Below are 24,686 nucleotides of genomic sequence, written 5' to 3'. Positions count from 1 at the left end.
AGCGAGAACGAGGCGATAGATCCCGATTACGGGCTGGGATGCCAGCTATGGATACCCTTGCGCTCACGTGGCGCAGCCGCCGGCCGTCTACTGCGCTCATCTTGCAGTCTAGCCGCGAGGCCGCTTACACCGGAAGCACCAGGTATCGGAACAGCCGCCAGATGCGGCTCGCCAAGGGGAAGCGCGGCGCGCAGCTCTCGTCCAGAACGGCGCAGCCGCTGGCGGACCGTAGCTTCAGCGACGGGTCGTTAAACCACACACCGCTGACACTCAACTTCTGCGCCAGGGAGAATTCGTGAGCGCGGTCCCACGCCAGCAGATTGACCGCCGGAGTCGAGTCGCCCTTGGCGCTCAGTTGCACCTGTTCGCCATCTGACTGCAGGACCAAGTGCCCGCCTTCGCCTTCCGCTACGCCGTAGAACGTCCCCAGGCCCAGGAAGTGGGCGCCAATATACGTGGTGTAGATCGACCGGAACGTCACACCAGTGGTGAAAGCCGCCAGGTCGCGCATGCGAAAACACACCTGCTGGCCTTTTTTGATCCTGATCCGCACCAGGTTGTGGTCGCCGGGAACCGAGATCTGCGGCGGATCATTGGTGTGCAGCGCGCTCTGCATCGCAATGCGGGTCACGATCAGGCGCGCTGTCAGGAGTCGTTGCAGGAAGCACCGGTGCGGATCGGGCATCGACAGGCACATCTGCGTGCCTTCGCCCCGTCTCGCGATCCGCAGACTCACGTACCAATCCTGGATGTCCTTGTCCGCAACTTTCGCTTCGGGATATTCAGGGTCAGACTGATCGGTCAGATACATGACTGGCGAGTGAACCAACGACAGATTTTGACTGGGGCCGCCACCAGGGAGCCGGAACGTCTGCTCCCGTGACGGCGCGATCTGCGGCTCTTGCTCCCGGTAGATCGCCCGGCCGAGCACCATCTGCGCGGCGGCGACCAGAGCGCCGGCCAACATGAGGTAACTCAGGCCGCTTAGGATGTGGGTGGCCAAGAACGCCGCATCGGCGGTCCTCTGAAGGTCGTCGAAGAATTCGTCGATCAACTTGAGGCCCAATGCACGTGCCTCCTCAAGACGTTGCTGCCGCTCGGACTCGGTCTTGACCGCCGTTTTAGCGACGAATTTGTTGAAGACTTCCTGTCTTTTGTTGAACTCTCCTTGGACCGCTCCGTTTCCCGAGTTGACCAGATTCCGACAGGGCGTTCGTACGGAGCCGAGTTTGAATTTGAACCCGTTACACGGCCTGCCGCTATCCAACACGGGAGGGCGTAATTTCGCAAAGCTGTCAGTGAGCGTTTGAGGAAACGTCTCGATGTTCGCTTTTGTGGCCCACCTTACCCTCTCCAGGTCAATTTCGAACGCTTCCCTATTGTCCGCTCTGTATGCTTGAATGGAGAAGCGCATATCATGTTCCAGATCGCGGTCTTGAACGGCAATTCTGTAATCCTTCCGAATGACCGTGACGCCATCCTTGTATTCGATCTTGTATGCAGCCTCGGTGAGTTCGCTTTGAATCCTGTAGTTGAAGAGCGCACCAGTCAGGGTCAGGAGAAACGCGAAGCCCCAGATCCATACCAGTCTCCAGAGCGACGGCTGTCCCGTTCCAGGCAGCGTTCTGTTTTGTCGCCAGTCCCGCAACGCGCGGCAGAAATCGTGGCGGTGGTCCAACACAAGTTGCACGATGTAGTTGATGACGGCCATGAGTGCGCCGAACGTGGCGAATGCGCCGATCCCAATAGCAGCGCTGTCGAAGTTGATAGCGAGCATCAGACCAACGCAAAGTGCGAACAGCGCATAGGCCGCGAGTCCGATGCGGAACGTGAAAATGAAAAGCACCAGACTCAAAACGAGGAAGAGTGCCGGCAGATAGAGGCGGTTGACGAAGGCAATGGGGTCGGTCGCCGGCGTGGCGCTGGCACCCGTACCGTCAAACACCCAGAAGAAGACAATGCCGATAGCGCTGATGGCGATTGTTGGCCACAGGAGCCCAGGCTGATGCCGCCTGAACACGACGCCCAGCGCAACGGCACCGCCGATTGCCCCGAGCCAGGCACCGCGTAGAGTGTAGAGCAGGGGCACCGATACGACGCCAGTGTAAGACTCAATGATGCCTAGTAACCCCAAAGCGCCGGCCGCGAAGCCCGCATACAAAGGCATTTGCGGCAGTCTCACCTTCAGAGGCATGTACTTCCCCATTGCTTGTATGGACTGGCCGCGCAATCCCTTGTCGGGCGCCTATCGAGGCGTCCGCCGCATGTCTTCCTATACGGGTTACTCCCCTCCGCAGGTTCAGCGCGTCCAGCGTCCAGCCTGCAATCAACGAATTCATTCTTTGCAACGCAGAATACTACCTTTTTGCAGCAAAGTCTTGCTGATTGATTCGGTCAGCGGCTCCTTCTCTTAAAAGGGGTCCGTTCAGCGTGACGTTTGACAGGTCGATAACGCCCAGGTGTCTCGGGGCGCCAGTGCCCGAGACCTGCATGTGCCCATGACAAGCGCCCGCCTGGCACGTCAACTGGGGTGATCGGGATGCGATGCCGCCAACCTGATGCGCAATCTCGGCGGCGCTATCAATCTCGCTGCCTGCGCCCGATCCTAAACGACCGCGTCAACCTGCATTTCCCGCGGCTGGCCAAGCACCTCGGCAATACCAACCTGGCGACAACGGGCCGACGGCGCTTGGAGGAGATCGCTACCACGGCCGGCGGCCTTGCAGAGTTTTCGATTCTGTCGCAGAAGCCCTGGCGTGGCTTGGTTGTCGCCGGATATGCCGGCTGATCCATGACTGGTGATGACCGAGTTCAGGGACTCCAGGCAGCCGCGGAACGGGTGCGTCGTTCTTCGGGGTGACGCGCCGGCACTATGGGTGTAGCTCACGCACGATGGCTGCCCGACCGAACGGGGTGAGGGCCGACGCTGCCTGCCAAGCACACAGAACGGTGGATCGGACATCGGCAGCAATGTCATGGTGCTCAGCTCAGCCCGAACCCGCCGAGCATGACCAATCTCATCCGCCCCAGGCCCCAGCACTCGACCAGCATCGCGGTCATTGACCGTGTGTGGGCAACTTGCGCTGCTATCTCGCAGCACAGCAGCATTCTTTGTATCATCGCTGGCTGATCGCCCATTGTGCGGCTGTCTCCCCGCGCTTGTTCGCGGACCGCGGAACCAGTGGCGACGGCAGCGCGGACCCGTTGGAGGGGTAGGAGAACGCAGCCACTCGCGGCAGAGTGGCGCAAGGCAAGGCGCCGCGACGTAACCAAGCACCGAGTGCATGCGACGGCCGCGACTCACCTCGTCGTATAGGAGCAGGCCATGGAAAGCTCGGTGATCATCGCAACTGTGCTCTCGGCCGCCGGCCTGTTCGCGGTGATCGTGGGCATCGTCGCGTCATCCCGCGAAAAGCGCCTTGAGCGAAGAGTGGGAAACATTGAGCGAAAGCTGTCGCTTCTGCTGCAACACTTCAGCGTTGACCCGGGTTCGATGCCACCGCCCTCCGAACAGGTCAGACGACTCGCCGCGCTTCCCGACGGGAAAATGAAGGCAATTAGGGCCTATCGTGAAGAGACAGGCGCCAGCCTCAAGGAAGCGAAGGCACTAGTCGGCGGGCTTACACATGATGGTTAGGCGTTGGACGCACCATATGCTGCGTCCGGCTGGTGAAGAAGCAGCTTGGGAAGAGCGAGACCAGCGCCGGCGGTGCGCGGCTGCCCGCACCAGGTGACCGATACGGCAGGCGCCCGCCCAAGACCACCGGATCAACGAACAGTTCCGGCCGCGACTCCCCACGACGCCTCTGGTCCTGAGCGGAGGCGCTGCTCGTCGCGGCCCACCCAACGACGACCTCCTTCGACCGTCTTGTCACCGCGGATGCGCGTCGCGCCACACACCCATCGAGGCCGCTCCAGTCTTACTCAATTGGCGTGCCAGTCCAAGAGCGGACGAGCCGAGATCGCTAATACGGTCGCGTAATGATTGTGTGCGCACTCACTATTTGTGAACCAAGGAGAATCCGATGAGCGATCTGGCGACCCGGAAGGCAGCGACCGCGGCTGGCCAACCATCTCTTTCCTGCGACAGCAAGGCCGCCGCTGTTGCCATTCTCAAGACCAGTCCAACACTGGATGCGAACACCAAGATGGTACTGACGCCTTACATGATAGACGGCATCATCAGCGGCGAGTGGAAGCGACTCGGATGGCGAGAGTGGGCGGGCGAAACGATCCTCCCGAGTAGCATTGACCCTAGCATTCCTGTGCTGGGTCGCTTGGATCTCCTGGCGCGCAAACTGTACCGCCAAACTGGCGGGCAGGGTCCAGGTCAGCTCTATCCAGCGGCTTACAACCAAGTGCTACAGAAACTGAAGCCGGAGCTGGACAAGTTCTTCACGCATATGGGGGTGAACTGCGGCGGTCTGCGCAGGGGATGCGGCGAGGTTCCCCTGACCCTTTTGGGTTATCCCCGAGATGTCATCGACCCGATCAGGGCTGATTTCTTCATTGCCGCGACTCTCGCAATTAAGATCATGGATGCGAAAAAGCCGGGCCGCACCGCGGACGACCAACTGCAATTCGGCATCGGCCGCTACCGCGGCGCCTTCGACATTCTCGCTAAGGCTCAAAGGGCAATTAGCCCGGACGACGACGGCAAAAGCGTCCTCCGCTACCCTCCTGTCAGGGAATGGCTGCTGCGTTCTAGCGATCCAATGGATAACGACGTGGCGGCCTATATCCAGGAGGTGTTCGGGCGGCGCTGATCTGGCGAGTGCAACCCTCGCAAGGGGGACGATGCGGCCGAAGATCAGGGAGGTTCTGACGCGCGCGAGACTGGCTCGAACTGCTCTCGAAGTACGCTGGCCGTCTGTGGGAGGCGATCGAGAGCCGGAGGTGAAGCTGTTGGTCAGTTGAACGTGGCACCTGTCCGGCGTTCGCGGCCCTGACAACACTCCCCACAGCATCAGCGCTACAGGGAAATGTTGTAGCTGCTGCCGTTGATGACGACAGCACCGCCCGGATTGACGTCGGCCCGTCGCAAGTCAGCCCATACACCTAGAGGAGGGGGCGGTAGATCACCGAAGTCGAGGATATAGCACGCCGCCGCGGCTCAGCATGGCCGGTCCTGCTGCGCGAAGAAAGGCGTCTCCGGCCGGTCCTTGGCCAAGGTCGCTACATAGCCAGTAGACCGTGGCGAGCGCGGGCATTGCATTGAAACAGACATTTCTCAGTAGGTACACGGTGCTGGCATCAAAGGCGAAACTTTGCAGGAGCACGCTCTGGGTTCGGACGACGCCGGGGGATCCGTGCAAGTGGAGCCACAGTTCAACGAGCAGTCCGAGTCGTCTGATGCGTCCAATTTCGTTTATGACGTCCTGGCGGCTGGCGACGTGCGTATAGACGATGCCAGGTTGATTGGTATTGCGACACGCATACTGGCGCAAAGGGTTGGCACTGTCATCGTACAGGTGCAGCGTCAGTGTCAGCATGAGTGCCTCGCGGCCTTGCCCGGTGCAGGCGGTAGCATCACCGTCTTCCAGTCAGCGTGATACGGCCGGTCGTTGGTCTATTCCCAAAGAGTTTGAAGGTCGGCCGCCATTGCGTACGGCGAGGGAATCCTGTCGCGGCCTGGAGAGCCTGCGGCATGATACGGCCACCGTGAGACCTCGACATCGCAAGCGACGTCGTCGAAGAGGTGTTCCATTCAGAGATCGCAGTTGAGCTGCTTCCCCTGACAGACGAGCGATAGGAACGTGGACCCGACGGACGTTGGCGTGGCGTGTTCACAGTCGCGACGCCAACGCATTCAACGATCCTCGGGCGCCGCATCCTTTGGCCCTGCCGATGTGTCGGTTGCGGCTCGATTTACGTGACGCCCGATCACCCGTCCTTGGGCGTCAAGATGATGGACAGCGCCGCGCCGTTGTTAGAGGGGTCGAGCGTGCCGTCACCGTCGAGGAACTTCATGTAGCGGTAGCCGGCGGGGCGGTTGGTCCACTGGTCGAACACTAGCACGCCCTTGTCGGGATTCTGGCTGATGTAGATCGCAACGTGGTTGCCGTGCTTCTGGTTAGCGTACCGACCCGACTTGAACGTGGCGACCGCCGTGCCGTAGGGAATGTATGGATTGCCGCGTACCTTAGGGCCTTCAAACCATTGCGCCGTCAACGGCAGGCCACCAAAGCTCTGGACGATGCCGGGGCACTGGCCTGAGCCGACAACGCGGCCCTCGAGTTTCTCGAAGCCCTTGATAACCCACATCTTGCCGCGTTGCGCGACGTTCTGCAGGAAACCCTGGCGAGCCGCGGTTGCGCTGTTGCTGAGGGCCGCGGCCACGGCCGTCATGGCGCCGATTCTGGCCAGGGCACCCAGTCCTTGCTGCCGAAAGAGTTCGGTCAACGAGGTATTCACTTCTGGCATGTCGTGTCACCCCTTCTAGCTCATGCTTTTTGGTGCCTTACAGGAGAAGCGTTCAAACAACTGGAAAGCACTCATCACCGCGACTTCCCACTTGGCGTCGCGGCTTTGGCGCCGGTCATGGATCACCGATTGCCAGTGCAGACGGTGTACCTGCCGCCCCAAGGACTTTGCCAAGCTTTGCAACTGTAGTGGGTTTGATGTGAGTGATCAATCACATAATTATATTACCATTGCTGCGGACAACCGATCGCTAGCCTGTGGCCGGAGGAAGCGCGCGGGTTTTCAGTCGCCCTGGCATGTCGCCAGGCCACCTCGCGGAGGCGATGAGGGAACTTCGCCTGGTAAAGCGATGCTCATCCGGCTTGACCCTTGGTTCTCATTTTGCTCTAGGGCAAATGCCCGTCGGGCAAGCACTGGAGGGCAGAACGCACCACGCTCACTACCAATGCTGCAGGATCATCATAGTGGTGCTTGACCATAAGATGAGCCGATCGGCGGCTCCGTAGGCTTGGAGCGATTTCGGGTCGGTGCGCTCCGGAAGGCACAAACGCAGCCTGCTCTTCACGCGGGCCGTGCCCCCGCCTCGCGGAAGATCGAGGATTCGCATCGACGTCGGATCGTCGTAGTCACCGAACAGGAGGGCCTGATTGGGCCGCACCGCCAACGCGCGCGCGCCTTGAATGCGTGTCCGCCAGACGGTCGGAACCCCGTTGAGCCAACGAACGACTACGAACGGTGTATAGAAGTACACCCACGCATCGTCTTCGGCACTCAGGTTGAACGCATACACATCAGAAATGTCGTCTGTTCCGGCCGCGTTCGCATCGTATGCCCACGTTTGTCGGCCGCGTTTATCGAAGCTGACCAGCCCGGCTGCTCCTGGTCCCCCGCCAAACACGCCCTCGTCGAAGTAGGCCGCCCAAATGTTTCCGGCGGGTGATACACGGACGTCCGACAGGCCATCGCCCAGCGACAAGCGTCGCTCGTTCTTCAATAAGCGAGTGGTCCACCATGCGCCGGGGCCATCGACGACGACGCGAGCGCTGACAAACAGAACGCCGTCCTTCGTGCCTTGAACGTAGTGCGGCCGACGGCGTCCCCGATACGGCTGCGTGGTGGCCTGCGGCCCCGACCGATAGGAATGGAGCTGCATCAGGGTCGCTTTGGCGAACCCTGTATCATTCAAGGACGTCTTCGGCGCAGTGAGCCAAAGAACCTCATCCACGCCCGGCCCTACGGCGACGCACACGTCCCGTTCAGGCTTGTCGGAGATGGGCAGCACGACATCAGGGAAAATGTCCCGCACTATTCGCCGTGCTCCAAGAGGACCGGCAATCCCAGGCCGATACGCACGATTTCCTCGATCTCTGATCGGTTACCGAATGACCGCTGGGCGCGCCATTCCGCCTGGTCGACGACGTCCTTAACGACCTTGTCAAGCCACCGATCGTGAGCGAGTTCCAGGTCCTCGAACTCATTCAGGTTGCCGCCCCAGATTTCTCCGATCCCCGGGACGAAATCCCAGAGGTCGATCTTGCTACGCTGCATCTCCTCGAATTTGGCGAGACGCTCAGCCTCGGCTTCGACGTTTTCAGCGGCATCGGCGACTCCCTCGGAAAACAAATCCACCGCAACAATGGTCCCCAGGGTGGTCAGTAGCTTGTCCGCTGGGAAGGCGGTCACCACCCGGCCCGACATGTCCAGAACGATGCGGAGCACCTTTTCGCCTTTCGTACCGATCGCCGAGTCGAACTCCTTTTGCAAAAGCCAGCGATATTTTCCGGGTGATTGCATGGTTTGTCGCGTGAGCCTGACGCCATTGCGCTCCACCATCTCGAGCCCGGAGTTTTTAGCGAAATGTTCGGAGAGCTGGACGCCCTCCTCAAGGGTCTTCCTCAGGAGGGGGCGAATCTTGTCGATGGAGCGAAACACACTGTGGATCGCCTTTTCAAAATTCCGGCGCGTATGTTTGGCGATGTGCTTCGACAGTGCCTTGCCACTGCGTTTGCCGATATAGGCGAGCGCCTTTCTGATAATGGGTGTCGCCGGGTGAGGTTGAAGGACGATCTGCGAAACCCAGCCCGGCTGAGGGCGCACCTGGAACTGGGACCGGTGCCGTTCGGGATTTGAGAATGCCAGCTCACGAACCGCCTTGTCAGCAATGAACTCTGCCTCCGCCTCCAGAGCGCCATCGAGGACGACACCGCTCCGAAAAGGAACGCGAAGTGCCCGCTGCTGGGCCACGTGGGTCAGCTCGTGAACCAGCAGGTGAGTCGTATGCTCGTCGTTGAACCCCGCAAAGACGGACGGGCAGACAACGATCCGCTCGCCAACGGCAACAGCCGCCGCGCCCAGCGTCTCGACACTCCACGAGCGGAGCACCCTAATATCTTCCAACTCAGTACCGAGCAGGCGCTCCGTGTAGCGCCGCAGAGCATGCGGGAGAGGGGCGCCACCCTTGCACCCCTCCAGGAAGACGTGCGCCACTGGCGGTCTCTGAGTTTCCAACACGGCGTCTCCTCCATGTCGTTCTGCACCTGGGCACACAACATGCCGTACTTGGCCGGCCACTTACCCAGCCACGTCGCCAGGTCGCGCCGTCATCGGCTCGCCAATGGCGGGCCACCCGAAACCGGGGCGACACGTAGTCCACTTCCTGACCATGCCTTGCATCTCGCTTCCACGCGAAGCTGCCGTCACCGGGCTTAGGTCCGTTTGCCTAGATCGGCAGAGTGCGTATCGCGGACCGGCCGTAAGAACTCATTCAAACGTCGCCGGTAACGTCGGACGGCAGCCATTATGCTTAAGCTGATAACAATCGCGATGTCATTGCCTTTATACAGGCAGAATGCAACTATAAACCGTAGTTGTAAAGGGCAAAGCATTCGAGGCTTGGACGCAGGACTGAGGAGCGGTTCCTGGTCACGGACCTTGAGCGGGCGGCCCACGATGTTTCCCTATTGGATTTTACCAATGTGGGCCGTCGGGCACGCGGCCCGCTCTGATCTCGGTCCGGTCCGGCATGTAACGCAAAAGGAAGGGCCACCACGAAGTGGCCCTTAGGGATCCGATGAGCAAACCTGTTGTGGGAACAGGTAGTCGGAAGGGTATAGCAGCCACAAACATTTTTCAATGCCGCTTTCGATTGTCGAGAGGAAATGACCGCGCCATTCGGGCGCGAACTCGCGGCATGGTGGCACAAATGAAAACGGACATCGTCACCCGATGTCCGTTCCCAGCCTCCCTGAAAGGCTTCAGGTCCGATTCGACCCCGGTGGGTTGCTTCCCACGGCTGCAAGATTAACCGAGGGGTGCCGCGGCGCAACGTTTTTCGGATTAGATAAATGCATAAACTGTGATGCTGACCGGCTGGTAAGAGCCGCGGGGCAAGCCCGTCGCGTCGTGTACAAGCACCTTTTGCATCGCAAGCCCACGGCGCGAAACGGCGGCCTATCGAAACCGGGGCTCCAAGGACGCGGCGGCAAGACCGTTCGGGGTGCTCATGTCCCAGGCCAAGATCAGCACGGGGCTGCCGACGCGCTCAAGTTTCAATCGCCATCCCGCGGCCCATCAGCTCGGTCCGGACACGTTGGGCCTGTTCAGGAAGGAGGTTGCTTTCGCTGCGCTCGCCGGCTGGGACGCTTCGGGTGCAAGCTGGTGCAGCGGGGCGAGCACTTCCGGCGGCGAACAGGGACGACGCCAAGCCCGCGGACAGCATCTCCATCGAGGATAAAGAAGCCTTGCGGCGGTGATCAACAGCAGTCTGGGCGTGGGCACATGAACGTGCTCCGGGTAGCGGGGAAAATGCCGCGGTGAAGCCCCGTCCGTGACAAGAAATCCGATCGTAGGTGACGGGCAAATTGCTGGATTGATTTGTGTCAAGACAAACGCTGTTTGCGTGCTGCTACGTGGCCAGCGCAGCTTGGAGCGAATGCTCAGTGTTCCGGTTCGCCTTTCGGATAGTGGATTTTCTTTAGGCCGCGCTGGGCTGTGGTCAACGTCAAGAATAATGGGGAGACAGTCATGGACGGGCTTCAGCCGCAGCATCAGGAGCACATTGGCTTTCCGCGTACGCACTTTCGCGATACCGATGAACTGGCCGCTGTGTACAAAACCTGGGGTATGGATGTCGTACAGCTAAAAGCGGAGTCGGGCGATAGCTGGACGGCATCCGAGCCGCTTGGGGACCTTCGAGTCTGGGCTTCCAGCTTGACGGGTCGCTACAGCGTCCGCACGGGCCTCCCGCCAGGGACAGTGCTCGTGCAGATCAACTCGGGCCGTCATGGGAGCAGGCGGATCGGCGGCATGGAGCTTCAGGGCAGTGATATTCTCGCTGGTTTCGCAGGACTTGGACTCACTGGAATCGTAGACCAGCAGGACCGGGGCACTAGTTTTGTGATGCCGCTCGACAGCGTGAAGAGGGCGTCGGTGGATCTTGCGCCAGGTTCGGATAGGCTGACGCGGGGAACGTCACCATTGATTGTCTCCAACAGCCTGTCCCGGGTCGCGGTGCTATGTCGGCTGAGCGACGCGGCGATGTGTCTTGAGAGCGAGCACGACAGGCTTTTGGCATCCAGCGACATCGTCGACGTGCTGCTCGGAGCACTGCTGTCACCATGGCACGGTGCGACGGATACGGCCTTTCGCGTGCCAACCTTTCAGCGTCTGCCGATCGTGCGGCGTGCCGAGGAGTTCATGCGCGCGCGACTGGGTGACGCGCTCACTCTCCAGGACATCTGCCGCGCGGCGCGAGCGAGTCAGCGTTCGGTCGAATATGCGTTTAGCACCACGTACCAAATGGGGCCAAAGCAATACCTGAAAGCACTGCGGCTCAACGCCGTTTGGCGGACTCTGGGATCGCGGGCATCGAAGACAGAAAGGATCAAGGAGGTCGCGAGACGCCATGGCATCTGGCACATGGGACACTTCTCGGACGACTACTACCGCGTGTTCGGCGAAACTCCACAGCAGACCAAGGCTCGGCGACGGCTATGATGAAGACGCGGGGCGCTTCTGTTCGCGAGCAGAACGCCCTGCATCCGGAAGCTGTGTCCCCGAGAGCGTGGATGCAATTCCGCCCCCTCGTTGTCGATCGCCTCGAAGAACTCATGAAGACGCATCTCTGCCAGTGCCAGCGCGAGTCGCTTGGTGGACAAAAGATGATCGGCCGCCGACCGGTCGACGCCAGGGCTGGTCCACGCTTCCACCATCGCGGTCGCCTCAGCCAGCTCGGCCTTGCATCTGCTGATGGCAGCCAAGGCAGCTTCGAGCTGCGCCAGCAGATCGTCGGGGCTAATCAATCAATGGCGCCCCCGGGTAACAGAACCATGTATCCCATCGGCGATACGGCGTCGTTCATACATCGCCCTAGCTTCCAGGAGCGTCGCCAGCGTGGTCTTCAGGACCTGGAGCAGTTCGGTCGCCATCCGAAAGTCTTTGGCCAGTCCTGACGAGATTAATTCCTGCTGCCGCCTAATCAGAAATTCGGTCTCTGCAATGTGTTCCTCTACCCGAAAACGCCTTCCACCAGTGCGGCCATCTCCTGGGCGGGTAACGGATCTAACGCCCTCGCACAGAGGGCACTCGAAAGTGAGGATCTCATAGGAGGTGATGCGCTGGGCTTGCCGCACGAGCGACATCTTGGTTCCGCACTCCCGACAGAAAGGGATCTTCCTGATGTTCGCCTCAACCTCATGATCGGACATCGACGCCCCCGAGATGCCACCCAGCCTGCGGTGAGTTTGCGCGCCAATGCAATTATTAGTCCATTGGCCTTAAGGGCTAACCGGCAGCCTCCACGGGCCGGCCACTGGCCTGTGGTTCTGGCGAGCCGCTCTGGAAAAGGGGGCTCAATGAGACTCCGCGACTGACCGTCGCGGGCGATGAAACCCACCGAACGGACGCTGGAATATCGCGTGCCTACGCCGGGTCGGTGGGCAAGGTATCGCTGTTCGATCCATGTCGGACTCGAAATGGCAATACAGGCCACCCGCTGATCCCTATCAGACGCCGGTGTTGAGACGGCCATGGGGGTGTTAGCCGTCTGAGGCGCAGGTAAGAAAAGCAAATATCCAGAAAGTTCTTCGTGGAGCCGGCTACCTGGCCCGAAATGGTGCTTGTTGGTACGACCCCCGCGTCATGCTGATCGTCGAAGAGGACGAGCGCATCGAGGTCTTCACGGCCGACTGGGTTGAGGAGCCCCAGGTAACGCGCCAGTCGTCGGAGGTATGCCGCAATCGGAGCTGGGCAATCCCGGGCATCATAGACCGCATGCTTTCGATTGTTAGCGCCGCACACAACATGGACTGTTGCTGACGTGCTCGGACCATGCCAGTCGGCAGAACAGCGTGTTCTCTCATCGGAACACAGAGTTAAGTAAATGTATGCATTTTTATCACAATGAATTCGCTAGTTATCAGTCATATCATTATGAATGCAAGAAGAATGTTGCCTGTCAACCTTCGGCGCAGGATTTTATGAAGATTTCACAGCCGATAGTCTTGTCCAGTTCCATATTACCCAACTTCTTGCGGCAAGCCCTTCCGGACCGGATTGCAAACGGGTTCCGCATGTTGATCGACTCGCCGGCAAGTTCCTCGAACGTTGACTGACACGTTCGGGTCCCGCAGCGACGATCGACACACGACACCAGGACGCTCGGGCAAAACGATACGGGCGTCGCCAGACGTGCTCCGCTGATTGTCGAGTCTCTGGGTAGCGGGCGAGAGTCGGAACGCGCTGGTGAGCTTCCCTGCGAGTCCTCGGTGCATCTCGCGGTCAACGTCCTCTTCGAGTGCCTAACCTAAATCGACGCGGCCTAACTCAAGCGGCGTAACCGAACTAGCGGGCTCGACCTGAGCGTCAGGTGCGTCGGCCAAAGCGAAAAGGGGCGAGCCTGAGAGTGACCGTACGTCGGGGCGTGCGGAGTAGCTCCAGGCGTCGGAACGCACCTACCGCGCTCCCTGTGCGTCCTAGCCGTGTCCGTGTCTTCCGCGTGCTTCCGGCGCTTCGCTCATGGGCAGGAGTGGTCCTCGAGTTGGTCGTCCCGATCCGGTCGCGAGCGAAGGTTCCTACGCGGCATGGTCAGGATACTCAATAAGAGCATAAATGATCTATATCTTCGTGCTGCGTGCCTCTCGATCAGACCGACGCCTCATTTTACGTTCGCTCCTGGCCACCGGGACGGACACTCAGGCGCACCGCCTACGGTCGCCGTATTTCGTCTACCTGCTTCTCGAAGTTGGGCGCCGGCCCTCCACCCATGTCATCTCGATCTTGAGCCTGGTCGAAAGTTTTTGGGGCGGGCGGGTATGCCCGGAATATCGCCCCGGACCACGTGTTCAGGTTCGTGCGACGCGGTCTTTCCCCCACTTTGCGTCGCAACGTGAGAGACAGAGGACGCCCGACTGACGCCGCGCCCCATACCCTCGGGGCGCGGCGGCTTTCATTTTCCGGATGGCGCTCATGGGAGACCCCGGGGAGGAACCCGTCGATCACCTTGCTGATCTGCTCGTCAGGAAGGTTCTGGAACCGCCCCAGCGCTGGGGACATCCCGACCGGGCCGGCGACGATGATGATGATGATGCGGCAAGTGCCTTCTATCGCGCTTGCTCATGGCCACCAAATCAGTCTCGATGTAGCGGCGAATTGCTTCGCCGCCTTCAATTCGTCTGGCGCCGTCGCGCCGGCAAAGCCAAGCTTCCGATCATGCAGCTTGAGCTACTCTTCCTCGGATTCTGTTTCGCTTCGCTCTTCTTCTATTCGGTCACTCCATGCCTTCTCAAGCATTTCGTCCATTCGGGATTCGGACGCCCAGACATCCCAATCGACATCGTCATTTGGACACAGCCACTTTTGGTCGTTTGGATCCTTCGGATTCGTACCTTCAACTTCAACATAGTCGACCTCGACATAAGGGTCCTCAATGTAGATCTCTAACTTGTCTCCAGGGGATGAGTAACGAAATCCAGGGCACGCAATCTCACCAGTGGTGAAGAAGTAGTGGATCCGCACATTCATTTCCCAGATCGCGTAGCCCTCCTGCTCTTCAACGTACGTTGTGTAGAGCATATGCTTCGATGTTATCTGGGCCAACGGTTCGTCCCGTTCCTCAAGCAATAGGTGCAGGTGCCGCCGTGTCACCGTTTCAAGATCGCCGACACTGATGCAAGTGACGTCCAGACCCGGGTAAATTCGATCGCCCTCTCCTACTACTAGGCCGCGTGGGAAAAATAGCGTCCAGAGTTCGCCGTTTGACTGCCAGCGGCCGACCGCCTCCTCATCAACCACGACGAGGCGGTCCCTATAGTCTCCCACAGCGTCTGGTCCCGTTCCAGGAACGGTGATAAGCAGGAATTGTCGTTCCTCTTCATTCATTGTGCGTCTGTCCATACCAAAACGCGCGACAATCGGCATCGTCGAATCTACTGCAGACGAGAAGCGCAGGGGTGATGCGCTCGATGGCCGGCCATTGTACCGCCACCAGCGTGCAGGCGCGACCGTAAAGGCGGTCAATGGTCGGCGTGCGGTCATCGGCAACGTATCAACGCCTTCGAGTCCGGTCCCGCGCGCCGCGGCGAAGCGATAGGCCACGTCCCGGTCGGTGGCGGCGCACACAGGGTCGCACCCACGCGCATGGCGCCGTTCGGCCGCGGAGCCAGCGAGACACACCACGGCAGCGTCGAAGTCGGACAACGGCGAGGAGAGGTCCCGGGTCACCAGGCCGCCACCGTCGTCAGCCAGCGTCACGCTGCGTAGCGCTCCACCCAGCACGAGCGTCGCCACGACATGGCCGGCCTCGTGGTAGGCGGCCCGGGCGCGTTCATCCGTGGTGTCGCGAGGGTGGAGAGTCATACGGGGAAGTGATTGGACGGGGGGCTATAGCGCCCCGTCGGCAGGGAGAAAAGACAGCGACGACTGGGGCTAGTTGTCGCTGCTACGGCATCGCCGCAAAATCCCCACGCCGATGCGCCGCGCACATGCGCCTGAGCCGCTCGGGCGCGAGCACCTCCACCTGGTTTCCCCACGAATATAAAAACCAACACATCTCAAGGTGCCCGGCCGCTTTGAACCGCACGATCAGCGAGCCATCCTTCTCCTCTTCGACGACTTGCTGGGGGTGGAACTCGAATTCCCTTGCCTGCTCTGCCGCAGCCGGTGCGAACCGCCAGACGACCTGGCCGTATTCCTCTTCATTCTGGAAAGTGCCGAAGGCGCGGTCCGCGAAATCCTGAAGGCTGAAGTCCGACGGTCGCACGAACGCTGTCTTGGTGAGCGATGCGGACGTGATCGCCTCGAAACGGAAGAGCCGGACCGGCCCGTCCAAAGCGTCGGCCGGCTTGCCGACCACGTATCGCCGCAGGCCCGAGAGGACGCCATAGGGTGCAATCCGTCGCCGGCGCCCCTTCGCTTCGCCGCGTGAACGGTACTGTATATCGAGGAGGCAGCAGGCTTTGATCGCTTCTGCGACAACGCCGGCAATCTTGGGATCTGTGCGGGGCCGCGGACCAGGTCGGGCGGCAAGTCCCTGCGCCTGCAGCAGGGCCTCGTGATCGGTTTCCAGCCGGGCGACCCGGGAACGAGGGACCAGCGCCAGGATCTTCTCCCGCAGCGTGGTCAGGTGGCGGGCTTCCACCCTGGCTCCCGAGCGCTTCAAGGCGGTGACCGCCAGGTCCAGAGCCGCCAGTTCCTCCGGGGACAGAGTCAGCAGATCCCGTAGATGAGCTGGCGGCAACCGCCAGCGCTTCCGGCCCTCGTCGTCGAGATGTGTCTCTACGTCGGGGAAGTGTGCCTCAAGCGTGTGCAGCAACCGCTGGGCCGTGCGCCGAGCGACCCTGAACCGGGACATGACATCGTCGATGGTGATGCCTTGCAGTCGGCCCGACGCCATGGTCGCTGCATCGAGAAGCTGCTCGGCCTTCGAGAAGGACATGAGAACGAACCTCTGGGCGCCCAGCAAGCTCGCTGGCGTCCACCCCCAGCACCGTTGTGCCAAGGGTGACAGGTTTTGTCACTAGCCTGCGGTATCCCGTGTCCCGGATGGGTTTGAGGGGGCGTCATGAAATACACAGCACATGGGGCCGCGCGCTGCCGCCAGCGCGGGATCCAGCAGGAAGTCGTTGACGTCCTGCTGGACTACGGCCGGCAGGGACGGCACCTCGGCGCCGAGGTGATCTTCATGAACAAAAAAGCCCGGCTTCACGCTCGGCGCGAGCTTGGAGAGCGGATGTTCGCCCGCATCGCCGACCGCCTGGATGCCTATCTCGTCGTCTCAGACGACGGTGCGATCATCACCGGTGCCCAGCGGCTTAAGCGCCTGAAGTTCTGAGCGGCGACGGCTCGCACCATCGAAGTTGGGGGTTAACGTGACCGAGATCATGCTCATCATCGCGCTCGGCCTGGGCGCGATCGCGGCCCTGTTCGGCATCCTGTCGTGGGTACGCTTGCGTCGCATGCAGGCAGCCGTGCCGTTGACGCCACAGGAAGCGGCTGTCCTGATCCGGGCAGAGCACGATCGGCCTCGTGAGGCAAAATGAACGATCTTCATGGACGATATGAATACTATGTTTTGGCAGCAGGCCGGGGAATTGGGGTAAACTCCTGCTCGCCCTTGGGTTTTGCCTCACAGATCTAATAAAGCGGCTGGTTGAACAAAGCGACGGTCCGGAGAAGGGCAAGTTTTTCAACTGCCTTGCGGGACGACGCTACAACGACCGCTGTGTCGGCACGAAGCAACGACGGCTCATGCGCTCCCTGTTGAAACGACTAAGGCGACTGTGGTCGCAATCGGATTCGACCCTCCCAGGTCGATCCCATGGACAAGCGGAGGCGACGCACGGCGCTTGGCTGCCCGAAGACTATCGTGTTTCCCCAAGCCCCGAACCCGTCGTCACCGACCCGTGGTCTGCTGAGGGAGATTGCGCTCGTACCGTTCCTACTGGGGAACAGCCCGAGGGCAACGTGCCTGCCTCCGAAAAGCCAGAGGAACTTGGCGAGACCGGCGCAAGTTCGTCTTTGTCTGGAACCGGATGCGTGGAAAGCGAGGCAGAAACATCGCACGGTGTGGTGTTGGGCGCAATCGGGACCGGCGATGCTGCTCAAGACGATCCTCGTGAATCCGCTGTGGAAGCGGGAATCAAGGTGGGTTGGGAGGACTTGGCAGAAGCGGAATGCGACGCCATCGAAGCTGACGCGGAGGCGACGAGTCTGCAGAACCCGTCGAGCTCGATCGATGACCTGAACGACGGAGAAGACGATGGGCCAGGCGAAACCGCTCTACAGTTCCGGGAGATTGAGGACGAAGACATTCAAGGATTCGTCGACCCTGCCAAAGCTGATCAACTGGACGAAGACCCGTCTGATCTGCTGAGCACCTCTGCAAGCACTGACAGTGATCGAGACCTCGACTTTGGCATCTCGGACTACGATCCGGGGGCGCGGCACCGGCCCTGGGAGTTCGAGTCCGAAGACGTCGTCGTACCGCCCCGAGCCCGCCAGAAGGCGGCAGCTATCGTTGCCAAGATGCACGGAATAGTGCGGCAAGCAGATGTACAAGCTCTGCTTGACTATCTCTCGGAGCTGTTCACGAGCCTGCCACACGCTTCGACATTCCGCGCGTTCTCGGCCGCGGTCGATCAGGGCATGACACCCGAAGAGCTAGATGCCATGGTTTCACTGCGAGAGGTGTGGCTTGAGCGCCCGGAATGGTGGGTAGGGCGCAGGTTCGACAAGATGCAGTGGAGCACCCGGGTTCACACCCTGCGGCATGGCCGTTCGGCCCTCACATGGGCGCTTGCACTTCGGATCTGTCGCATCCGGTCCGACTATGCAGTTGAAGACATGATCGATGAGAGCTGGTTCGAGGATTGGCTTGCCCTCTCACCCCAGGATCGTGGCTATCGTTACTTCCCAATGTACGTGGAGATCAGGGTCGCCAGGCTGGAAGCCGCACCACCTCGGTACCGGATGTGTCTGGATCGGGCCGATGGCGACTGCAGGGAGTTGCAAGACGATTTGGCCTGGCACAAGCATGGTTACTGGTGGTGGTATCGGTCCCGGTAGGGTCTTCTCATGCTTTTGGTGAACCGATCCTGGTTTGAGGAACACGATGTTGGCAGAGGAACTTGTTCCCGTTAACGGCTGCTGGGTTCGGCGGCGCAGCGATGGGTCGCAGGTCGGTCGCGTACGGGGGAGCCGAAGCAACAGCGGCCGATGGGAACTCAAGATCGAGTGGCGGCCTGGTACACCCGCCGAATGGACTGCGCTGAGCGATCTCCGATGTGGCCTGCAGCCAGGCTGGGCAGTCCAGGATTATCCCCGATCCACAACGCGCAGCACCCTTGGTCCGGGACGTGTCATCTCATACCGCACACTAGGCGGCCGCGATCAGGTGCTTGTGCAGCTAGACACAACGGGGCAATCGGTATGGTTGCCCTACGAGAATTTGGTGCGGTTCAAAGATGTCGAGCTGCGCTATAAACGTGCCGAAACCACGGTGCCCGACCACGCCGAGCGCTTCCGCCTTCGGCTCCTCGCCCATGCACTGGAGAACTGGAACCAGCTTACCGGGTCTTTGGATCGGCTCGACGTCGATCCTCTCCCACACCAGATCCAGCTCGTGCATCGCATCCTCAGTTCCGGTAACTACAACTGGTTGATCGCAGACGATGTCGGCCTCGGAAAAACGATCGAGGTCGGTCTTCTGCTTGCAGCGCTGAAGCGCAAGGGGCAGGCACGTCGCGTGCTGATCATTTCACCTGCCGGCATCACGCGGCCGTGGCAAGACGAGATGAAATACAAGTTCGACCAAATCTACGAGGTGTATGGCCTGGACTTCAGAATTGCTGATCCTGATCACTGGAAACTGCATGACCATGTGATCGTGTCGCTCGACCTCGCCAAACGCGATGAGCATATGCGGCTGCTGGGCCAGTCAGGTGGCTGGGATGTCGTGGTATTCGACGAGGCCCACAAGCTGTCGCGCCAGGCCAGCGGTGAACGTACGCAACGCTATCGCCTTGCCGAGATGCTGCGGCAGTCTGCCGATGTATTCCTGCTGCTCAGCGGAACGCCGCACCAGGGCTATGTCGATCGCTTCCTGGCATTGCTCGAACTCGTGCGGCCCGATCTGAAGCGGGAGATACATACGGTTGAAGCCAACCCGGAGATTGTCGGCGAGATGATCCTCCGCAACCGCAAGCGGGACGTCACAGACGTGGATGGCAACTTCATCTTCAAGGGGACGCAGGTTCACCGGGTTCCAGTGCCTCCTTCAGCGGCGACGGTCGAGTTCCAGGACCGGCTTCGGGGCTACCTGCGTCGTGGCTACAAGGCCGGAGAGACTGGCGGAGCGGCTGGCCGCGCCGTCGGGTTCGTGATGACCACTTATCGCAAGCTCGCATCCTCGAGCATTGCGGCGATCGAGCAAGCGCTGAGGCTGCGACTCGAGCGGCTGACGGATGCCGCGCCGGCGCATTCATCGGACGGAAGCTCCGTCGAGGAATGGGACGAAGACTTCGCCGAGGGTGGCGATCACCAGGACAACCTGGGCGGCTCGATTTCAGCGACGAGCGCGCGTGAATTCTTCGAGTACGAAAGGGATCTGATCGCACAGTTGCTGGAGCATGCTGCAGGCGTGCGCCGTTCCGACGAAAAGCTACAACTCTTCCTGAAGCAAGTCGTCGAGCCGGTGGTCACTCAGGGGAAGAAGCTGCTTGTCTTCACCGAGTACCGCGCGACGCAGAGCTATCTGAAAGAAGCCCTGTCTCGCTACGCGCCTGGCACAGACGGCGTCGTGCTCATCAATGGGTCCATGAAGCTGGCAGAAAAGCTCGAAGCTATAGGGCACTTTAACGGCCCAGCACGGTTTCTCGTATCGACCGAGGCGGGCGGCGAAGGGTTTAACCTGCACCAGTCGTGCCATGTGATGGTGAATTACGATCTGCCGTGGAACCCGGCGCGTCTGGCGCAACGCATCGGTCGTCTCTATCGCTACGGTCAGCGGGAGACAGTCATTGTTTTCAACCTCCATGCCCGTGATAGCTTCGACAATGCCGCCATCGATCTGATGTTGGGACGTGTGCTGCAGATCGTCCAGGACATGGCACCCGTCGGATCGGAGTACAACGAGCGTTTGTATGCTGAGATTCTGGGCGACATCCTTGAGAGAATAGATTTCGCCTCGGTGCTCGAGGCCGCCAGATCGATGGAGATAGAGCGCACACGGGATCAGATCGACGAGGCTATCCGGCGGGCGCAGACCGCTCAGGACTTGCAGCAGGAAATCTTCGCTCACGTGTCGGGATACGATCCAAATGCGCTGCGGGGCACCCTGGGTTTCACGATGGGTCACGTCGGGCTCTTCATCCGGGGCATGTTACCGCTGGTTGGCGCGACAACGACGGCCATGCTCCATGACGGCGCTCTTCTGGAGATTCGGTTGCCGGAAGCCCTGCGCGGTCAGTTTCCCGAGTTCGCACAACGGACTTCTGTGCGCATCACCACAGACCGGCGGCTGGCGCAGCGACTGAAAGACGCTGTTTTGCTGGACTTCGAGGCACCGTTCTTTCGCTATCTGATCGAGACGGCGCAATCGTATGGATTCAATGGGCAGTATGCGTCGGCAGCATGCCCCCTAGGCGTGGAAGGCGCGCTTGGCGTCTTCAAGCTACGGTGGCAAAACGACCAGGGGGAGCCGTTGACGGAAGAGTTCCTGCCACTCTTCGTTGCAGGCGACGGGCACGTCCAGAAGAATCCATCGTTCCTTGCCGAGTGGCTGACGTCGCCATTGAGATCCGCACCCGTACCGCACACGGAACGCAAGCGACGTGCGACCACATATGCTGCCCTCGTAAAGGAGGCAGACCGCCAGCTTGGAGCCGCGGCTACACGCTTCAAACATCCGAACGGACTGGTACACTTGGCGGTCGCCGATTGTGGGTACGCTCGAACTCGAGAGTGAGAGGCCGGACCACGGCACCGACAGGCTCGCCGAGAGCCTCAGGGCGATCGACTCGCTCCTTGATTGATCAAGCCAAGTCGTGCTCGGACAGTGTGATCAATCTCGCCTCAGTCGGCACCGAACATGGCTCTCGTGAGCACGACCGTTCCTGCCTCGATGTCGCGCAAGCGCCTTTCAGGGTATCCGACCGTCGCATTGGGGCTATCGGTCCAGGCATCCACGATCATGTCGCGGAGCTCCGAAACGGCGGCGGCCAGGCGTTGGACCACAAAGTCACGGCCCGCCTGCGTGGCGCTCTTGAATTCGCCGGTCTGCTCGAGCTCATACAGCGGCACGATCTGAGCTTGAGTCCCCAGCAGATAGGTGCGCGTGCGTTCTTCGATAGAGCAGCCGCAGTCGCGGTAGGGTCGTACAGCGCCGGTCACGGCGGTGCGGTCGACGTAGTTGCACACGAAGGCACCCTCAAAGAAGGCATGCAGGCTGCTCGACGTCGAATAGTTCTTCGGATTAGGGTAGGGTCCCCAGCCGTTGAAGTGGATCGAGACATGCATCCGCTGGCTGGCGTCGCCGATGTAGTGGCTCCAGACGCCGAGGTCGCGGATGATCAGCTTCTCGCGCAGGACACGGTCAGCCTCGAACCAGACCCTCTCGGCTGGATCCGTTGCAGTGCGCGCTCCCACCACGTCGGCGCGCCAGTAGGCGAAGTCCTTCCTGAGCTGAAGCCAGCCATCAATGATGGCGTAGGGCAGATAGCCAGCCTTGTATTGGGTGAAGCCACCCTGCCGGAGCAGCGTGTCGTACTCCTCCCGGGTCGGGGGCAATCGGCTCAACGGCAGGATGCCGAAGACCGAGCCTTCGTCGTCCAGGTCGATGTAGTGGCCGGGGTCACGCTCTGCGTCGTGGGTCTTGCCAGCGCCTTTGGAGCGGTCGAGTTCCCGGCCGAGGACGGCGATTTCGGCAGCGACCTCTGGGGTGCGCAGGAAGGCCGGTAGAACGGCTGGGAGTTGTTCGGCGGCGATGCCACTGACCAGCTCATGGCCTGTAGCGCCCCAGCCCCAGGCGTTGTCACCGCCGGTGACGGAGAGCAGCGCAACGCTGAGGAGGGTGAGAGCGGTTCGCCTGGGACGATCTGAGCTCATGTGCGGGGTCCCTGAGCCTGTGCTGGTCGTGTGCATCATTCCGCAACGCCTCGATTGAGGACAATCACGAGGTGGAGTCCACCGTCGGCTGGCCAACGGTCACGCAGTAGTCTCCCGGAGGCAGGCCAGTGCCGATGATGATCACCCTGAACGGTGCGCGCATGGCGCTCATCTTCGCCAACAGGCTGCGATGTCACATTTGTCTGTGGCTTAGTGCCCATACCGTGCGCTCAAGTAGTGAGCGCGATTGCGAGTTCGTTCACCTTCGCCTTGGCACTCGGCGTGCTGAGGCGAGGATCCATGTCGTCCGTCGCCACCCGCAGCGCCGTCAGGATCTCGACCTCGTGCGCTGTAACCCGCGGTCCAAGCGTATCCTCCAAAACGGCCCACAGATCCGGGTGATATTCCTGAAGGCAGCGACGCAACAGCCACACGGCGTCGACCTCCAGGATGCGGGCAAGGGGGCCGATCTTGTTGATCGGAACCTTCGCCTGGCCCGACTTGAACATCGAAACGATGTTCTGCCTGTCGTAGCCCAGCTTGGTCGCGATTTCGCGCTGGGTGAGGGGGCTGCGGTCGATGAGGTCGGCGAAGACCTCGTGGAACTTCAGGGCGGCGGGCACAGTTAGGATCTCCTTGTGGTTGGCTGTCAGGGAAAGGCTAGCGCTGGCGGTCGGTGCGGCAGATGCAGTGCTCACGTAGGGACGGCTCGGGTCGATCCCGTTCGACCACCTGGGGCCTCCATGGGGCAAGCGGCGGACCGGCTCTCGGTAACCCGAAGTGATGGTTCTACCCTCGTCATCATGGCCTTCCCCGCTGCCAACACCTGCGACGCGCTCGTGTCGTGATCTCAATGTAGCGCTGGGGTGAGTCGGTGTCGGGCGGCGAAGTGCGTCAGCGGAAGGCGAAGTGTGATAGTGTCGAAGAGCACGGTTCGGGACAGGCGATACTTGGGAGGTAGTTGACGAGGCTGCCGATAAGCGCAACTCTCCAGGTGAGGGAGGGCCTCGGGGGGAGGCTCATGGACATCGCCAACTGGCCGACGAAGCGCGGGCTGAACCAGCCCAGCGCCGGTGCTGTGTGCCGGCCAGGCTATCGAGTAATCGAGCGGCGCGAGGTCATCAGTCTGCTTGTCGGTGCGGTGATAGCGCGCCCGCTGCTGGCGTCGGCGCAGCCCGCGACGAAGGTATGGCGGGTCGGGCTGCTGGGGGAGGGGCTTGCCCCTGTCCGGGGAACGGCACATCCTGCGGTTGATCCGCTATTGGAAGGTTTGCGCGAGCGAGGATACGATGAAGGTCGGAACCTGAGACTTGAGGCCCGGTGGGCTGAGGGAAAGATTGAACGCCTCCCAGTGCTGGCGGCAGAGTTGGTTGGGCTACGAGTCGACACCTTAATAGCCCCGGGCACGCGCGAAGGGCTCGCCCTCCAGAAGGCAACAACCACGATCCCGATCGTAATGCTGTTTCCGGGAGATCCGGTTGGGGTCGGGCTTGTCACAAGCTTGGCGTCGCCGGGCGGCAACATCACTGGCATGTCGTTAATGTACCCCGACGTGAGCGGGAAGCGGCTCGATCTCTTCCGTGAGATCATCCCTACGTTCCGGCGTATCGCGATCCTCGGCAATCTGCAAAACGCCGCCTCGGCTGCGGACATCCGTGCCACAGAGGCTGCTGCGAGTACACTGGGCTTTCAGTTTTACACGGTAAGCGTCGAGTCAGCCGATCATCTTGCTGATGGTCTGAGCGAGATCGCAAAGAACAAGCCCGACGGCCTGATCGCTATTCAGGACACTGTAATCCTCAGCAATCGCGGACAGATAGCTGAATTCGCCGTTCAGAACCGTCTTGCGTCTGTATTCCCTGGCCGTGCTTACGTGGCGAGCGGCGGTCTGATCGGCTACGGCCCGAATTTGCGTCAGATAGCCCGACGTGCCACCGTGTATGTCGATAAGATTCTTAAGGGTGCCAAGCCGGCGGACCTCCCGGTCGAACAGCCGACGGCATTCGAGCTGATCGTCAACCTCCGGGTGGCGCGCGCTCTTGGCATCACCATCCCATTCGCCGTCCTTGCCCGCGCCGACGAGGTGATAGAATGAGGCGGCGGGTACTCCTGACTGCGTGTGCCGCCTGGTTTGCCGCGCCGGTCGACGCCAGGGAACAGACTGC

At 60.9% G+C, this 24,686-nt stretch carries 19 protein-coding genes; 10 read left to right on the top strand and 9 right to left on the bottom strand.

Features of this window, described 5'->3' with window-relative positions; genetic code table 11:
• Positions 1 to 124: 124 nt before the first annotated feature.
• Entirely contained in the window at positions 125 to 2,194 is a 2,070-nt protein-coding gene (locus tag FHP25_RS32800; protein ID WP_147851213.1) for a hypothetical protein, read from the bottom strand.
• Positions 2,195 to 2,539: 345 nt separating this feature from the next.
• Between FHP25_RS32800 and FHP25_RS41075 the strand changes: the two genes are divergently transcribed.
• The 3 genes from FHP25_RS41075 to FHP25_RS32785 all read left to right on the top strand — a co-directional run bounded on the left by FHP25_RS41075 (position 2,540) and on the right by FHP25_RS32785 (position 4,766).
• Positions 2,540 to 2,788 (top strand): hypothetical protein, encoded by a 249-nt coding sequence (locus FHP25_RS41075; RefSeq protein WP_178133966.1) that lies wholly within the window; start codon positions 2,540 to 2,542, stop codon positions 2,786 to 2,788.
• Between the two features lie 537 nt (positions 2,789 to 3,325).
• Entirely contained in the window at positions 3,326 to 3,637 is a 312-nt protein-coding gene (locus FHP25_RS32790; RefSeq protein WP_218578767.1) for a hypothetical protein, read from the top strand.
• Between the two features lie 388 nt (positions 3,638 to 4,025).
• Entirely contained in the window at positions 4,026 to 4,766 is a 741-nt protein-coding gene (locus FHP25_RS32785; RefSeq protein WP_147851212.1) for a hypothetical protein, read from the top strand.
• A 312-nt stretch (positions 4,767 to 5,078) separates the two neighbouring features.
• On the opposite strand, the gene FHP25_RS32780 is transcribed toward FHP25_RS32785, so the two are convergent.
• The 4 genes from FHP25_RS32780 to FHP25_RS32765 form a co-directional block, all read right to left on the bottom strand.
• Complete coding sequence (locus tag FHP25_RS32780; RefSeq protein ID WP_147851211.1) at positions 5,079 to 5,492, bottom strand: hypothetical protein; 414 nt, start codon at positions 5,490 to 5,492, stop codon at positions 5,079 to 5,081.
• A gap of 391 nt (positions 5,493 to 5,883) precedes the next feature.
• On the bottom strand, positions 5,884 to 6,423 hold the full coding sequence (locus FHP25_RS32775; protein ID WP_147851210.1) for a BPSL0067 family protein: 540 nt from the start codon (positions 6,421 to 6,423) through the stop codon (positions 5,884 to 5,886).
• Positions 6,424 to 6,862: 439 nt separating this feature from the next.
• Positions 6,863 to 7,729, bottom strand: a complete 867-nt coding sequence (locus tag FHP25_RS32770; RefSeq protein WP_178133965.1) for a hypothetical protein — start codon at positions 7,727 to 7,729, stop codon at positions 6,863 to 6,865.
• Positions 7,729 to 8,910, bottom strand: coding sequence for an eCIS core domain-containing protein (locus tag FHP25_RS32765; protein WP_178133964.1), 1,182 nt, complete (start codon positions 8,908 to 8,910; stop codon positions 7,729 to 7,731). The genes FHP25_RS32770 and FHP25_RS32765 overlap by 1 nt, the downstream gene beginning before the upstream one ends.
• A gap of 1,536 nt (positions 8,911 to 10,446) precedes the next feature.
• On the opposite strand from FHP25_RS32765, the gene FHP25_RS32760 reads away from it, so the two are divergent.
• Together FHP25_RS32760 and FHP25_RS32755 are read left to right on the top strand one after the other, a co-directional pair.
• On the top strand, positions 10,447 to 11,418 hold the full coding sequence (locus FHP25_RS32760) for a helix-turn-helix domain-containing protein (RefSeq protein WP_147851207.1): 972 nt from the start codon (positions 10,447 to 10,449) through the stop codon (positions 11,416 to 11,418).
• 71 nt (positions 11,419 to 11,489) lie between these two features.
• Entirely contained in the window at positions 11,490 to 11,873 is a 384-nt protein-coding gene (locus FHP25_RS32755) for a hypothetical protein (RefSeq protein ID WP_178133963.1), read from the top strand.
• 2,269 nt (positions 11,874 to 14,142) lie between these two features.
• On the opposite strand, the gene FHP25_RS32750 is transcribed toward FHP25_RS32755, so the two are convergent.
• Both FHP25_RS32750 and FHP25_RS32745 read right to left on the bottom strand, forming a co-directional pair.
• Complete coding sequence (locus FHP25_RS32750) at positions 14,143 to 15,207, bottom strand: hypothetical protein (RefSeq protein ID WP_147851205.1); 1,065 nt, start codon at positions 15,205 to 15,207, stop codon at positions 14,143 to 14,145.
• 151 nt (positions 15,208 to 15,358) lie between these two features.
• Positions 15,359 to 16,354 (bottom strand): helix-turn-helix transcriptional regulator, encoded by a 996-nt coding sequence (locus FHP25_RS32745; protein ID WP_147851204.1) that lies wholly within the window; start codon positions 16,352 to 16,354, stop codon positions 15,359 to 15,361.
• 126 nt (positions 16,355 to 16,480) lie between these two features.
• On the opposite strand from FHP25_RS32745, the gene FHP25_RS32740 reads away from it, so the two are divergent.
• The 4 genes from FHP25_RS32740 to FHP25_RS32730 all read left to right on the top strand — a co-directional run bounded on the left by FHP25_RS32740 (position 16,481) and on the right by FHP25_RS32730 (position 21,382).
• Positions 16,481 to 16,750 (top strand): hypothetical protein, encoded by a 270-nt coding sequence (locus tag FHP25_RS32740; RefSeq protein WP_147851189.1) that lies wholly within the window; start codon positions 16,481 to 16,483, stop codon positions 16,748 to 16,750.
• 37 nt (positions 16,751 to 16,787) lie between these two features.
• Positions 16,788 to 16,958: a hypothetical protein gene (locus FHP25_RS41070; protein ID WP_178133962.1), complete on the top strand. Its 171-nt coding sequence runs from the start codon at positions 16,788 to 16,790 to the stop codon at positions 16,956 to 16,958.
• Between the two features lie 424 nt (positions 16,959 to 17,382).
• Entirely contained in the window at positions 17,383 to 18,483 is a 1,101-nt protein-coding gene (locus FHP25_RS32735; RefSeq protein ID WP_147851203.1) for a hypothetical protein, read from the top strand.
• A gap of 385 nt (positions 18,484 to 18,868) precedes the next feature.
• Positions 18,869 to 21,382: a DEAD/DEAH box helicase gene (locus FHP25_RS32730; protein ID WP_178133961.1), complete on the top strand. Its 2,514-nt coding sequence runs from the start codon at positions 18,869 to 18,871 to the stop codon at positions 21,380 to 21,382.
• A gap of 107 nt (positions 21,383 to 21,489) precedes the next feature.
• Here the strand turns inward: FHP25_RS32730 and FHP25_RS32725 are convergent, their stop codons facing one another.
• Together FHP25_RS32725 and FHP25_RS32720 are read right to left on the bottom strand one after the other, a co-directional pair.
• Positions 21,490 to 22,521, bottom strand: a complete 1,032-nt coding sequence (locus FHP25_RS32725) for a S1/P1 Nuclease (protein ID WP_147851201.1) — start codon at positions 22,519 to 22,521, stop codon at positions 21,490 to 21,492.
• A gap of 230 nt (positions 22,522 to 22,751) precedes the next feature.
• The gene (locus tag FHP25_RS32720) at positions 22,752 to 23,144 is read right to left on the bottom strand and encodes a helix-turn-helix domain-containing protein (RefSeq protein ID WP_147851200.1); all 393 of its coding nucleotides are present in this window, start codon (positions 23,142 to 23,144) and stop codon (positions 22,752 to 22,754) included.
• A gap of 398 nt (positions 23,145 to 23,542) precedes the next feature.
• Between FHP25_RS32720 and FHP25_RS32715 the strand changes: the two genes are divergently transcribed.
• Positions 23,543 to 24,616 (top strand): ABC transporter substrate-binding protein, encoded by a 1,074-nt coding sequence (locus tag FHP25_RS32715; protein WP_147851199.1) that lies wholly within the window; start codon positions 23,543 to 23,545, stop codon positions 24,614 to 24,616.
• The last annotated feature ends 70 nt before the right edge of the window (positions 24,617 to 24,686 follow it).

The sequence above is a fragment of the Vineibacter terrae genome (assembly GCF_008039615.1).
Classification (GTDB): Bacteria; Pseudomonadota; Alphaproteobacteria; order Reyranellales; family Reyranellaceae; genus Vineibacter; species Vineibacter terrae.
The sequence above is the reverse complement of the archived record's forward strand: the minus strand, read 5'-3'. Positions and strand labels throughout refer to the sequence as shown.

Coding starts and splice junctions, on each gene's coding strand:
- FHP25_RS32775 (WP_147851210.1), bottom strand. CDS start 6,423: ATGCCAGAAGTGAATACCTCGTTGACCGAACTCTTTCGGCAGCAAGGA.
- FHP25_RS32785 (WP_147851212.1), top strand. CDS start 4,026: ATGAGCGATCTGGCGACCCGGAAGGCAGCGACCGCGGCTGGCCAACCA.
- FHP25_RS32715 (WP_147851199.1), top strand. CDS start 23,543: ATGGACATCGCCAACTGGCCGACGAAGCGCGGGCTGAACCAGCCCAGC.
- FHP25_RS32790 (WP_218578767.1), top strand. CDS start 3,326: ATGGAAAGCTCGGTGATCATCGCAACTGTGCTCTCGGCCGCCGGCCTG.
- FHP25_RS32760 (WP_147851207.1), top strand. CDS start 10,447: ATGGACGGGCTTCAGCCGCAGCATCAGGAGCACATTGGCTTTCCGCGT.
- FHP25_RS32725 (WP_147851201.1), bottom strand. CDS start 22,521: ATGAGCTCAGATCGTCCCAGGCGAACCGCTCTCACCCTCCTCAGCGTT.
- FHP25_RS32740 (WP_147851189.1), top strand. CDS start 16,481: ATGAAATACACAGCACATGGGGCCGCGCGCTGCCGCCAGCGCGGGATC.
- FHP25_RS32745 (WP_147851204.1), bottom strand. CDS start 16,354: ATGTCCTTCTCGAAGGCCGAGCAGCTTCTCGATGCAGCGACCATGGCG.
- FHP25_RS32780 (WP_147851211.1), bottom strand. CDS start 5,492: ATGCTGACACTGACGCTGCACCTGTACGATGACAGTGCCAACCCTTTG.
- FHP25_RS41075 (WP_178133966.1), top strand. CDS start 2,540: ATGCGATGCCGCCAACCTGATGCGCAATCTCGGCGGCGCTATCAATCT.
- FHP25_RS32800 (WP_147851213.1), bottom strand. CDS start 2,194: ATGCCTCTGAAGGTGAGACTGCCGCAAATGCCTTTGTATGCGGGCTTC.
- FHP25_RS32755 (WP_178133963.1), top strand. CDS start 11,490: ATGCAATTCCGCCCCCTCGTTGTCGATCGCCTCGAAGAACTCATGAAG.